Origin of the sequence: Photorhabdus antumapuensis, from assembly GCF_020387775.1 — a bacterium.
Classification (GTDB): domain Bacteria; phylum Pseudomonadota; class Gammaproteobacteria; order Enterobacterales; family Enterobacteriaceae; genus Photorhabdus; species Photorhabdus antumapuensis.
In genome coordinates, this window is record NZ_JAHZMK010000052.1 from 93,702 (window position 1) to 107,475 (window position 13,774).

The window sequence follows — 13,774 nt, forward strand, 5'->3', positions numbered from 1 at the left end:
CAAATTTTTTTCTAACTTTGCGGTTGCCAGCTCATTCCTTGGTGTCACGCTTGGATTGTTCGATTACTTAGCTGATCTGCTTAAATTTGATGATACCAAGCTAGGGCGCTTTAAAACGGCATTAGTGACATTTCTTCCGCCAATGGTTGGTGGAATGATTTATCCGAATGGCTTTATTCATGCGATTGGTTTTGCTGGCCTTGCTGCAACAGTTTGGGCTGCTATCGTTCCTGTGTTACTTGCCAGAGCATCCCGTAAACGATTTGGTAGCCCTATGTATCGAGTTTGGGGAGGTAATGTGATGCTCGGCTTGATTTTGCTATTTGGCGTACTAAATGCTGCTGCCCATATCTTATCAAGTTTTAACCTGCTGCCCGTTTATTCATAAAAAAACTCCTGCGGTGGGGGCCGCAGGAGCCTGGTGTTGACGGAAATAAGCTCCGAAAGGGAGAAAACAAAGCCGGTATGTTTATGTTTTAATTTAGTTTGTTAACTCCTAACATCTTACAGCAGGGTTATTAACAGGAAGTTCTTATGGCTTCCCTTTAGAACACGAATAGTTAACTGCTTTAATTTCTTTTAGTACAACGTCCTGACAGACACATCGTAAATTCATCACTGATAGAACAATAGCATTAGAATGCCCTCTTTTGGCAACTTTTTGCCTAGTCATTAATTAGTTGTATATAATCTTTCAGTGTCAGTGTTGTTTTTGCAACGGTATTATCGCCGGTGCTAAGCCATCATTTGCTGGTATTCGTCAATCACCTGTTGGCAAAAATCAAGTGAATTCACATGATGAGGGCTTTTAATGAGTTGTCTATTTTTAATATCCAGAGCGGGAAAATCACCTTCTGGAATAATAAATTTTACTTTTCCTTCGCACTGATTGAGTTTTTCAGCGATCCAGATTCCCATTTGTCGGTTCTCTTCCGGTATGGTGCGCATCAATGTTACTTGCGGATTGTGACGGTAAAATTGCCTGTATTTGTAGCGTTCCGGGATAGAATTCAGATGACTGAAATTCACCATATCCAACGTTTCGTAAGAGCTGATATAAGGTATTCTCGTGCGGATTATTGCCCCCAGACGGTCAGCGTCACCGGCAAGAACACCGCCAAACAGATAGTCACGGATTTCAGTGGTAGTGAGCCAGGTTGAGTAGTCAAACCCACAGTTCGAACGGCAAGGCCAGCTTTTTTGATCAGATCCTTGACGTAGAAAATTTCTGCGCGCTTGGTATCAAAAATAGTAGCGATATAAACATAGCCTTGACTTTTTTTCATTATAATTATGGATACTTCCCTGATGCTGACTACTCATTCATGGACAGATTATAGTCAATATGAGACTCAAGTATCACTGTTATATTACCAAATTGAGACTGTCATCTCATTTTATCCATAAATAAATTGAATCAATTTGGTCGTTTTGTAGATGGTTGAGTAGAGTGATGATAGCGAAAAAATATTTTAACCATAAGTGTTAATGTTACGATTTCTATTGTGAAAGAGTTATGGCAATGATGGACTCGAAGACGAAAATTCATTTTACTGGTACTCGGAAAAAAACTTATACATTGCTAATAAATGCGGCGCTGGAACTTTTTGAACAGAGAGCGATACCTTCGGTTTCTGAATTGGCAATGCATGCGGGTGTTTCCAGAGCAACGGCATATCGCTATTTTCCGACGCAAAGTGATTTAATTGATGCCATTGTTGGCGCCAGCCTTGGGCCGATCCTCACCTGGAAGCCTGCTAGTGAAAAGACCGAGGAGCGGATTACTGAGTTGTTGGATTTTGCCTATCCTCGAATGTTTCAACACGAAGGCGCATTGCGAGCTGCTCTGTTAGTTTCCTTGCAACAATGGGCTCAGGGATGTTTATCTGAGGATAAGCAGGAAAAGAAACTGGTACGTGGGCATCGTAAAGATATCCTTGCAATGGTTGTTGAACCATTAAAAGGGCATTTTCCGCCGGATACTTTGGAAAATGTCATTCGGTCTTTTTCCTTGATTTATGGCTCGGAAGTCTTTTTGGTGATGAAAGATATCTGGCGGATGGATAATGCGGAAATTATTGAGATCACTAAATGGATGGCAAAAGCGATAATTAATCAAGCGCACAGAGATTCTGAGTCAGCGTAGCCAACAAAGAGGCAACTTGAAGGATAACGGGTATAGTCATAAGGCGTTATTTACTGACTTACTTATTTGTCTATGTTTTATATAACTTGCAGTTATTCCTATGCAAAATATTCCTGTTTATGGTGATGTCATTGCTGCCGACCGCCAAATAAGTCAATCATTGCGAAGCTAAAAGGGGGGATTATCGTCAGTAGCGGTAATGTGGATATTGAGCATTATTGTGCTGTGTTGGCAAAGCAACTTTAGACGTAATAGGTCACGCAGAAGGGGCTTTTGATATTCGCAGAACTTATAATATGTGTTTTACAGTGTAATTGTCATTTTTTATTTATTGATTTTTGTATTTAAATATTAACTGTGGGGCTAATATTATATATTATCCATTGCATATTTTATGTTAATATTTAGCTATGTTATATTTCCATTAATATATGTTATGCTTATCATATCTATCCTAATTGATTATTAATCCATCAGAATAGATTAGGTAATATATATTTGTTCTGCATCTTATCGCTAAGCTAGAAATATAGAACATAAATATTCACTATTCTGATTATTACTTTTACGTTGAGATAATATAATAGCAGTAGCTATTGTTTGAAATTTTTCCTTTAATAACAGAACTTTTATGACGTCTAAAATAGGTGATTATATGACCACAGAAAATAGCATTATTGATGATTTTAATGGTAAAACGAAGACTCTTGGATGGGATATTATTGCTGCCTATGATAGAGCTAAAATAAATATGCTGTTTGAACAGCAATATGTGAGAAAAGTGAGTGAAGGTACACATTTTTCGCCTATTTGCTGGGAAAGTGAGAGTAAAAAGATAAAATTTGACAATTTGGTATTGGGAGTGCCGTTAATTTCCTTTGAAAATTCATCAATTGAACGTTCTCAGGCAACGGTAAAATTAAACTTTATTGCTGGCACGATAGTAGAACTTTATGATGATGGTAGAGTAAAAAATTATCAAAGAATTACACCGAATAATGATTACCATATGACCATAACTGTTGACTTGATTGCGGCAACAGGATCTGTTGGTGGTGATGGCAAAGTTGTCGTTGAGTTTAAAAAAGGGACTTTGGGGGTAATCAATGTTATTGACGATGCGCCAGCAGAAGTAAAGGAGTTTTTCCGTAATTGGCTCAAAAATAATGATGTCACTTATGAGTTAGGTGTTTTGAAGTTGGGTAGTTCGTATGGGTTAGTACCAACAATGTTTAAAATCAGAACTCAACCTGCGCCCGGTGCTAATTCATATGGTGCTGATAATTATGGTCATGGGGCGGTGTTGTTATTTATTGCAACACACTATAATCCTAATGGTGGAGTATTACCGACTAACTCAAGTAATTTTCCTTATTTGATACCCGATAATCGTTCTGCGGTATTAATTATCAGTAATAAGACACTTTTTGAGAATATTCTTAAACCGCAATATGAACGTTTATTACCGAGTTCGACGGGAGTAGAATTAGAACTGATCAGTCTCAATTATCAACAAGATGATTCAGCTAAATATTTGAATATAAAAAGTGGATATTCTGAAAGTAATGAGCCTATAAAATATAAAAGAAAGCCCTATACAGTATGGACGGGATTGGTTAAATATAATGGTGCCAATAGTGTTTGGCCAGAAAAGGTAAAAATTCCTTATTCTGGAATGTATATTAAACCTGGAAAGGAAAAAATTGTCTTTTCTGGAGTAGGTAATAATGGTCAAGCTTATCGTTTTGCTCAAAAAGTCGGTTTCTTAGAAAGTACTCTAATAACTGGTCATTATTCTAGCAAGGAAATTGATTTCTATGTTGACGGATCAATAGATATTACGCCTACAGTTATATCTAATGATGAAATTAAATTGGAATCACATTATGGAATGAGTACCCGTTATGACAAACAAGGTGCATCTGGTTGGGGAGGTATTATAGGCCCTGATTTTGAATCAGAGTTTATCGATAAAACAGCAGGAATTGTTAAAGATATCGTTGAAAATAATTTAGCCAACGTGGCAAAGATTCAACTCGATAGCATACGTCTATTTGCAGTTAATCACCTTCTTTTTCCTGAAAGTAATTATCTTGAATTTGATAAAGTGTATGTGCCTGGGGATATGGTGTTATTTGGTAATATTTCCCCAACATTAACTGCATTTAGAATCAATGATCTTCAATTAACGATGCCAGTGAACACTAAGCATAAATTTACAACCAACATCAATGCAACGGTAAATTGGTCTATTACGCCAGCGGGATTGGGGAGTATTGATGCGAATACCGGCGATTACACTGCACCGGCTAAGATAAAAGGGAATAGTCAAATTGTGACAATTACTGCGACAGACTCACAAACAAACGCTAAAGCTTCTGCGGTTGTAACTCTGTTGCCTTCCTCCGTATCGGTTAGCCCTTCTTTTGTTGTTATCAATGAAAATGATGTTAATAAGAATGTCAATTTTACTGTTTATGGCAATAAGAAAGTGAATTGGAATGTGGAAACGGGTGCTGGTTATGGCGTTGTCGATACGAGTGGCAAATATACGCCTCCAGCCTCTTTCCCGGCCGGATATAATATGGTCACGGTGACGGCTGTTGCTGATAATGGCGATTTAGATAAAGTCAATATTCTGCTTATCAGTAAAAGTACTATAGCTGAATTCAAGATTGATCCTAGCTATAATCAGGAGTTATTAACACCAGATGCAGTAATGAAGTTCACTTCTATAGGTAATGATTTGACTTCTCCAAGTGAATGGAGCCTTATGCCAGAAAGAGGAAGTATTAAGGTAGGAGAACCAGAAGTCATAAAAGATGAGTTTGGTAATGACATCGAGAAATATACGGCAACTTATACTGCGCCAAGTGATATTACTCGATCAGAAGTTGTTTTGCTCAGAGTGACACATAAAAATAAACCCAATCGTGCGGGATATGCTCTGATTACACTTGAGCCGAAAATCAGTTAATAATTAACTATTCTTAATAACCATCAGATGATGCAATAAATTTCTTATTGTTTATTGCATCTCTGTTCTCTAATTTATTGTTTTTTTTTATAAAAAAATATCCATCCTGTATATACCCTATGGATTTCAAGATGCATCGCGGCGGCAAAGGAGCGAATCCCCGGGAGCATAGATAACTATGTGACTGGGGTGAGTGAGTGCAGCCAACAAAGAAGCAACTTGAAAGATGACGGGTATATTTCTAATAAATAAAGGCGATCCTATGAATCATGATATCAGCCCATTGCTGGAGACATTAGGTAATAAATATAACTTTACCGATAAGATAATCGAATTAGGATATAAATCTGTTTTTGATATTATAAGAACACCTCGTAATCTATTTTTAGCGAAGTATAATTCAGAACATCAGGCAGAAGATATTTATGATACAGCAAACAGCTATGCCATACAAATAGCGCGTAAATTTCGCCAGCAGCATTACACTCATCATACATATGCCAGGAGTTATTCTTCTCTTTCATTAAAAGAAGGTCCTCAATATCAATCCTTATTTCAGGATAACTGGCAGCAATATTGCCCAAATAGCGCCCCGGAAGCGAATAATTCACCGGTTGCTTATTTAGCAGAAATTTATAAATTAGCTATGGATATTGAATCGAATGCGGGTTCTGAGGCAATTAAAATAGATGAGCGCCGCTCTGATTTGGCACATTTAATGTTGGATGAAGTCAGTATTAATCAGGAGATTACAACACTGTCATTGGTTAATACTATGCTCAGTCAGCGTTTGGAAGCTATGCTAAAACAGCAAGGAAAGGCCAATTTATCCAGTTATGATCTTTTGGCTAATGTACGTTATCCATTCCAACTCCCTTATGATTATGCACAAAACCAAATTAATCTAACGTTTGATAATAGAAAATTTTTTTGTTTGGAAATGATGCAACAAACAGATAAGAGTTATCCTTATTTTCTTAAATCCAATTTGAATACTGCTAATGGAGAATTTGTAACACCTTTAGTAAACCAGTTAGGTATTTCTCAGCAAAAAATAATTAGTGAACCATTGAATCCATCTAATAACCAATTCTATCAGGATAATTACGGTGTTAATAATGCAGCATTGCTTGAATTGTTATCAAATTTTACTACACAAACCTCTCTCTCAGTAGCGGAAGTTGAGCAATTATTATGTATAAAAGGAATATCTACAAATAAAGGGGCGGCATTAGAACAAAATAATGTGAGATTATCCAGCAATGTACCAAAATTGAATATACCTGCGGCACCTTACAATTATGGGGCGGTTTTTATTAATGGGTCAAATGCAAAAGAGAGTGATTTTTTACATTTGTCTCGTGAATTTGTCTCAAGTGGTAATTTGCAACAAGAGGTAAATAAATTATCGGGTGTGAGTCATGAACGCTTTGATAGATTAAATCGCATGATACGGTTGTGGAAATGGGTTAATTTGCCAGTAGATAAAATTGATTTATTGGTGACTGCAACTATGCGGGCTGAAGGGGATAAAAATAAACAATTACAAATGAATGATAATACTTTACGTATGTTAGGTATTTTCCATCATTGGAGCAAAAAATATCATATTTCGCCTGATGATTTTGCCGCATTGATATATCAAATTACCCCTTTCTCAACGGGTGCCGCGATTCCTTTCTTTGATCAGATATTCAATTCATCTTCGTTATTTGCTGCGCCCTTGGTGATTGATGATAGTAAGTTTTATTCGGAAATAAAGCAGGATGATACTATTATTAGTAAGTTATGTGCTGGATTAAAAATTGAAGCGAGTACTTTTGCTCTATTAGCGCCATTAGTTGCCGAATCGATTGGCAAAAAGAGTTTAACGTGTTCACTTCCTGTTGTTTCTGCGTTTTATCGCATTGTGCAATTATCGAGAATTTTGGGGTTAACACCACAGGAAGGTGTGGTTCTTTTAACGCTGATAGGTGGAAATAAAGTATTAAAACAGGTCGCTGGTATTCCTTATTTATTGCCATCAGGAAATAATAGGCAAACAGATATATTGGATATTATGATTGCAATGGAGCAAGCCACAGAATGGTTGGCAAAAAATAAATTATCTGTTGGTGCTCTCCAGTTATTTTTATTACCGGCTAACGAAGTTGTTATGACCGGAAATGCATCGCAGGTGGCCTTTATTAATCAAGTTGGACTGCATCGTGATTCAGAAAGCTTAACCCTGGAAAGTTTATCGTCGAATACTTTGCCAGCATTAGATAATAATGGTGATTTGATTAATTGGTTAACCCCACGTCAAACTGTTTTAAACGCGGTATCGCATCAAAAATATGGTTTAGTTAAGCCTGATGTTAATATTACTAATGAGATTAATAAAGCGATAAAAAGTATATTACTTGATGAGAAAGTTAAAGTATCTATTACTGAGCAGTGGGCTGCAATTATCACTCAAACTCAATCTGCACAACATGCAATATCAGCCAGTATGTTGGCAAATGCATTTCAGTTATCACAACCGTTTCCGTTATTTATTTTAAATTGGATTGGTTCAAGTAGTTATGATTTCTTATTGAAGTCATTTGAATTATTTGATAATAAGAATTTGCAGCCAGAGATGATCGGTCAGGATTATTTGATACTGATGTATGATTTATCGCGATATATTTCAGCAATTAAAACTTTCCAACTGAGTACTGTGATGTTGAATCATTTTTCTGAACATCCTGAAAGGTTTGGCTGCAAAAATACACAATTTTCTTTATCAATTATTTATTATTTCAGTCGCTACCGGGATTGGCTGCAATTAGCTGCTTCTTTAGATAACGCGGAAGATAAAATATTGCGTTATTTGCAGTTAGTTAATACGGATGGTCAAAATAACGATAAAGCTAATATGGTGAAAATATTAACTGAATTATTGTCATGGCAGAGTGATGAAGTGCTATTAGCTCATTCATATATTATTGGCAAGAAAGATAATAGAGTAAAAACATTGGCCGAAATAGATACCATGATGAGACTTAAAGTTTGGTCTGAGGAGATGGCGCTTTCCATGCGTTTATTGTTAGCGACGATAAATATTAATGCTCATTCCTCTTATGAGGATTATAAACAGGTTGGTGCTGCGATGGTAGCAACTCTGTAAATATAACTGTCATGATGGAATAAAAATTTTCTAATAGAGGTTCAGGATATGAAAAATATTGTTTCTAAAAAATTAGCTGAGAATATTCGTGATGGATTAGTTAGTTATTACTTGGGGCATATTTCAAAAACAGCTAATGTACCCGATTTAAAAACGCCGGATGATTTGTATCAGTATTTACTTATTGATAATCAGGTATCTAGTCAGGTTAATACCAGTGTCGCTGCACAAGCGATTTCCAGTGTTCAGCAATATATTAATGGCATTATGCTTAACATGGAACCAGGGTATGATTATCAACATGAAGATAAAGTAGAGAAATGGAATGATGTTTTAAGCCAATATAATATTTGGGCTGGTTTTCAACAATTATGGAATTATCCAGAAAATTATATTAGTCCTATATTACGTCAGAATAAAACAAGTGATTTTAAAGAGTTGGAGGATAATTTAAATAAAGGTAAATTGAGTGATGAGGTTGTTCAGGAAGTCATATTGAATTACTTAAATAAATTTAAAGAAATAAGTAATTTAGAGTTAATGAGCGGTTATATCAGTACGACTAAGGAATTAGCACCCGCTCAGGCTGAATATTATTTCATTGGTAAGATGAATATTACGCCAGGTCAATATTATTGGCGATCGCTGAATATGGCGAATCGAAATATGCAAGATATCATTAATCCTACCGCTTGGAAAGAATGGGAAAAAATTGGTATTCCTGCTACTGGGGAAATCATTAAGATCCGTCCAGTTGTTATTGATGGTCGTCTTCACATCGTTTGGTTGGCGCATGAGCTTGATAATAATAGTGAAGAGAAAAATTATTATAGTATTAATCTGATATATCGAAAATTTAATGGTGAATGGAGTATTCCAAATAAATTACGTACTTTTACTGGTGATAAGAATAAAGTTAATAATGATTTTGAACTAATTGCATTAATGGATTTGCGAGCTGAACCTGTATTAGTTATTTCTGCTATTTATAAAACAGAAAAATCAAATAATAATATATCAGAAGAAGAACATCATCAGTACTCTTGTAATTTACTATTTAGTGAAGTTCCTGTGCCTAAGGTTGGTGACCATTTATTAGATATTTATATTTATCAACAGATTAAATTTAATTCTACAAAAGATCTTGCACAATATAATATGTTGTCAGCTTATTTTGGCGATACCTATAAATTAGTTGATAAACCGGTTTATCAGGAGTCAGGAAGTTATCCTGGGCTTGCGACAGGGAAAATGACACTATTTGCTGAAATGGGTAATGGAAAACTACGCCTTAGAGGTAATAATAGTTTATCAATTGGGAAAGAGATTATTAAATCTGTAGAATGTAATGTTGATCTTAAAAGTAAATCGAGTGAAAAAGGAAAGGTTAATATTTCACTCGCCGGTGGTGCTAAAGAGAATAATGGGAAAATAATGGTTTCTGTCGCGGTGACTATTAATGATAATGGTTATGCAGCAGGTGACTATTTTTATATTATGTTTAATTCCAGTCAGAGTGGTTATCCTGAGTTGACGGTTAATTTTTCTGAATGGGGAGAAAAGCAAGGTAATGCCTATCATTTTACCAAAGAAATGGAGGTGCCACTGTCTGGATTACAAGAAGCTAAAGTATTTAGTTCAGAGCTTAATAAATCTGGCGGTAAACTTGTTGCTTCTGGAGATGGAACGCCAAAAGTAGATATTGACCATTCAGGTTATAGAGAAGCTGATTTCTGTTTATGGAATACTAAGAATGGTAGCGATAATCTGTTATATTCAAAAGGTCAATTACTCAATGGAAGTAGTATTATTCCTCCGGTAGAACTTGATCTCAATGAAATAAATGGTAATGATTCGAGTGTGTTTTTAAAGTTAGGTTATAAGAAAGCAGGGGAAGATGCGGATTTAGGTTATAACTATTATGAAGTTAAACTCAGTAAAACTCCCTATCCTAATTTGCTGTTGGCCTATGATAAAAAAACGCAAGCACAGTATCTGGATATTACTGAATTGCAATTTAAGTATCGATCTATCAGATTAAATACTTTATTTGGCAAGGAGCTTATTGCACGGGCTAACTATTCTATTGCTGATGTATTGAATTGGGAGACGCAACATATTAAAGAGCCGCCTATTCCGGGTAGTGATGAAAATAATGACTCAGCACTTAACGGGGCAAATAGTATTTATTTTTGGGAGCTCTTCTTCCATGTTCCTTATTTAGTCGCATATCAACTCAATACCTCACAACAATATCAGGATGCCCAAAACTGGTTGCATTATATTTTCAATCCAGGGGGTAAAAATAAGAATAATGGTAGCCCAAACTATTGGAATTGCAGCCTGTTAGAGGTTTCTCGAGATAGCTCAGTACAACTAAAAGGATTACAAGATCCAGATGCAATAGCTTATGCAGATCCGGTACATTATAAGAAAGCCATATTCCAAATGTATGTGCAGAACTTAATTGATTTTGGTGATAGCTTTTATCGCTTTCTGACCAATGATGGATTAAATAATGCTAAATTACGCTATCTTCAAGCACAGCAATTACTCGGTCCCAGACCCGATTTTGATTTGGTCAGTCATTGGCTACCTGTTGAATTGGCAGATATCACCTCTTCAAAGAATAATAAATTACGCGAATTTGAGAGTAATATTGTTCCTGATATGTTAATTGATCTTCCAGCCACTAAAGTCGGTGCTCATGCGGCAGTGGATAATGCTATTTTCAGAGTGCCTTTGAACAATGATTTATTATGGTATTGGGATATTTTATCCAGCAGATTTTATAATTTGCGCCACAACTTGACTTTAGATGGTAAACCGTTGTCGTTACCATTATATGCAACACCGGTTGATCCGAAAAACTTGCTCGCTTTACTGGCAAACGGCGGATCATTATTGTCAGCAGGTAGCAAGGGTATTTTGAATATACCGCCTTATCGTTTCCGGGCGCTATTACCCAGTGTTTATCATGCGGTAGATACATTAAGTCATTTTGGTGATTTACTCTTAAGTGCGCAAGAACGTAAAGATCGCGCGGAACAGGAAGAGTTGAATCAATTACATTTAAAAGATTTAGCTATTTTCGCTATTGCATTGCAGAAAGATGCTGTCGCAATTGCTGAAAAAGGAAAAGAGGCATTATTAAAAAGTCAGCAGACATTACAACAGCGGATTGATCATTATAAGGCGCTTTATGATGAAAACATTTCTACAGATGAAACCAATGCGCTGAATTTACAAGGTACGGCAAAAATTATTTCTTCTGTTGAGGAAGGAATGTTAACCGCTGCTGGCGCCGCTTCGCTGATACCGAGTATTGCGGGAACGTCATTTGGTGGGCAACGATGGCATATGCCGCTTATTTGTTCTGCGGGTATTACACGTACTGCATCATTAATTATGCAAATGGCGAGTGATACGTTGAGTGTTAAAGCAGGTTATAACCGGCGACGTGAAGAGTGGGAGATTCAATATAAACAGGCGGAAAGTGAACTGGAAATGTTGAAAAAACAGCTCGAACAGCAAGAGGCACAAATCTCCGCCGCAAATACAACGCTACAGCAATCTCAGGCACAACTGCAAAAAGAGCAGGATATGTATCAATTTTTTACTGTGACCAGAGTAACGAAATCTTCTCTTTATCAATGGTTGAATGATCAGATGATGTCATTATATCGTCAGGCTTATGATGCAGTACTGTCGCTATGTTTAAATGCACAAGCATGCTGGCAATATGAAATGGGGGATTTTTCCACACAATTCATTGTGCAAAATGGTTGGGACGATAACCATAATGGTTTATTGGTAGGTGAAAAGATTAAATTGAATCTACTGAAAATGGAGTCAGCTTATTTGAATCGTAATGAACGTCGTTTAGAGTTAACTAAAACAATTTCGTTAAAAAATCTATTATCTGGTACTAAGAAATGGGCAGAGATTCAATCTGAACTTAAAACCGGTGAAGGAATGACATTTATACTGAATGAAAAATTATTTGATCAAGATTATGCCGGGCATTATTTACGCCAGATCACTTCTGTATCGGTCACACTGCCAACATTAATGGGTCCTTATCAGGATATTAAAGCAATTTTAACTCAAACGAAAAGTTATACGCTGAAAACGCCAGATATTAATGGTGTGAAATATTTACTGTCAAATAAGGAGGGCGATAATAAACAAATTGTCACCAATTTGAGAGCGAGTCAACAAATCGCACTTTCATCAGGTATTAATGATAGTGGTACATTTAATCTTAATTTCGGTGATGATCGTTATCTGCCTTTTGAAGGAACCGGGGCGGTTTCTGACTGGAAACTCACCTTCCCATCAGCGGCAACAGACAGTATACAGCGAGATATTCTGGATAATTTGACCGATATTATTTTGCATGTACGTTATACTGCGAAAGATGGCGGTGAGGCATTTGCCGCTCAGGTAAGAGAACTACTTAAATAATATGTTTATTTGTCGCTGGTTTTGTATTTAATATTTAATCAGGAATCTGGTAAATTTATTTCCATTATTTGCCAGGTTCTTGCTGTTTTAATTAGGAATTGAGATATGATGAACAGTACATTAAAAATTGCCGACCATGTGGCTGTTATTACTTTTGACCCGAAAATCAAGATGTTTCGCGGTGAGTTTGTCGGGTTAAGTGGTGCTGCTGACTTTTACGCTTATAACATTGGTGAGTTGAAGGAAGAGGGCGTTAAATCTCTGGTTATCTTCTTTGATGAGTGTAAAAAAGATGGCATAGAACCTTACAAATTGTATAGCGGTAATGAAATCAGGGGCTTTTAAGTAAAAGTGAAATTCAGCATGCTAAGCACTAGATCTCACTTTTGAGAGGGAGTTAAACGGCAGGTAATGCGGTTAAAGCGACTTCTGGCATATGCCGGATATACACACCTGCATGAGCCATCATCGCAATCAGTTTATCCACACTGAAAAGCTGTATTTTCCCCCTGGCAAGCTCTGAAACACGGGGCTGGGTAACCCCTAGCATTTTGGCGGCTTCAGCTTGGGTAAATTCCCGTTTTGCAATCCATACATTGAGCATATTCATTAGCTGCGCTCGGATCTTCATGTTTTCGGCCTGTTCTGGTGTATCACTGATCGCGTCCCATACGCTTTCAAAAGTCTGCATTTTCATAATTTCCGCTCCTGTATCAGTGCTTTAACGTGTTTTCTGGCAAGTACCGCATCCTGCTTACTGGTTGTCTGTTTTTTCTTTTGGAAGCAGTGCAGTACTTAAATTGCGAGCCTGAATTTTAGTTTCAAGTTTTTTGGTTAAATCACCGTTAGAAATACCAGCCTCTTCCAATTCTTTGGCAAAGCCAAGCATTTCGTTCAATTTAGTGCTCACTTTCACCTCTACTAAAAGTCTTGGTTCGAGCATTTTTTTATCATCATACTTCAAAAGTTCTGCGGTAATGTCTTTTTTTCATTATATAGGCCACCATCTGGCGGCCTTTTGATCGAAAAGTCA

At 36.6% G+C, this 13,774-nt stretch carries 8 protein-coding genes and 3 pseudogenes; 6 read left to right on the forward strand and 5 right to left on the reverse strand.

Translation table 11 applies throughout. From position 1 onward, the window contains the following. Positions 1 to 7 precede the first annotated feature (7 nt). A pseudogene (locus KZ793_RS19025) lies at positions 8 to 388 on the forward strand (aromatic amino acid transport family protein); the annotation flags it as partial. 347 nt (positions 389 to 735) lie between these two features. Here the strand turns inward: KZ793_RS19025 and KZ793_RS19030 are convergent. Both KZ793_RS19030 and KZ793_RS19035 read right to left on the reverse strand, forming a co-directional pair. Continuing rightward, a pseudogene (locus tag KZ793_RS19030) lies at positions 736 to 1,152 on the reverse strand (Tm-1-like ATP-binding domain-containing protein); the annotation flags it as partial. Next, positions 1,077 to 1,286, reverse strand: coding sequence for a hypothetical protein (locus tag KZ793_RS19035; protein WP_225816759.1), 210 nt, complete (start codon positions 1,284 to 1,286; stop codon positions 1,077 to 1,079). The pseudogene KZ793_RS19030 and the gene KZ793_RS19035, both read right to left, overlap by 76 nt. 230 nt (positions 1,287 to 1,516) lie before the next feature. Here KZ793_RS19035 and KZ793_RS19040 point away from each other — a divergent pair, with 230 nt between their 5' ends. The 5 genes from KZ793_RS19040 (at position 1,517) to KZ793_RS19060 (ending at position 13,086) form a co-directional block, all read left to right on the forward strand. Next, positions 1,517 to 2,146, forward strand: a complete 630-nt coding sequence (locus KZ793_RS19040) for a TetR/AcrR family transcriptional regulator (RefSeq protein WP_225816760.1) — start codon at positions 1,517 to 1,519, stop codon at positions 2,144 to 2,146. 655 nt (positions 2,147 to 2,801) lie between these two features. Then, the gene (locus tag KZ793_RS19045) at positions 2,802 to 5,123 is read left to right on the forward strand and encodes a hypothetical protein (protein ID WP_225816761.1); all 2,322 of its coding nucleotides are present in this window, start codon (positions 2,802 to 2,804) and stop codon (positions 5,121 to 5,123) included. Between the two features lie 283 nt (positions 5,124 to 5,406). Further along, positions 5,407 to 8,274: a Tc toxin subunit A gene (locus KZ793_RS19050; protein ID WP_255619436.1), complete on the forward strand. Its 2,868-nt coding sequence runs from the start codon at positions 5,407 to 5,409 to the stop codon at positions 8,272 to 8,274. Positions 8,275 to 8,322: 48 nt separating this feature from the next. Then, on the forward strand, positions 8,323 to 12,741 hold the full coding sequence (locus KZ793_RS19055) for a Tc toxin subunit A-related protein (RefSeq protein ID WP_225816763.1): 4,419 nt from the start codon (positions 8,323 to 8,325) through the stop codon (positions 12,739 to 12,741). A gap of 105 nt (positions 12,742 to 12,846) precedes the next feature. Continuing rightward, positions 12,847 to 13,086 (forward strand): type II toxin-antitoxin system HicB family antitoxin, encoded by a 240-nt coding sequence (locus tag KZ793_RS19060; RefSeq protein WP_225816764.1) that lies wholly within the window; start codon positions 12,847 to 12,849, stop codon positions 13,084 to 13,086. A gap of 52 nt (positions 13,087 to 13,138) precedes the next feature. On the opposite strand, the gene KZ793_RS19065 is transcribed toward KZ793_RS19060, so the two are convergent. From KZ793_RS19065 to KZ793_RS19070, 3 genes and pseudogenes are all read right to left on the reverse strand, one after another. Beyond that, positions 13,139 to 13,438 (reverse strand): helix-turn-helix domain-containing protein, encoded by a 300-nt coding sequence (locus KZ793_RS19065; RefSeq protein WP_225816765.1) that lies wholly within the window; start codon positions 13,436 to 13,438, stop codon positions 13,139 to 13,141. After that, positions 13,435 to 13,536, reverse strand: a pseudogene (locus KZ793_RS22980) (type II toxin-antitoxin system RelE/ParE family toxin); the annotation flags it as partial. The gene KZ793_RS19065 and the pseudogene KZ793_RS22980, both read right to left, overlap by 4 nt. Next, positions 13,496 to 13,705: a hypothetical protein gene (locus KZ793_RS19070; protein WP_225816766.1), complete on the reverse strand. Its 210-nt coding sequence runs from the start codon at positions 13,703 to 13,705 to the stop codon at positions 13,496 to 13,498. The pseudogene KZ793_RS22980 and the gene KZ793_RS19070, both read right to left, overlap by 41 nt. Between the last annotated feature and the right edge of the window lie 69 nt (positions 13,706 to 13,774).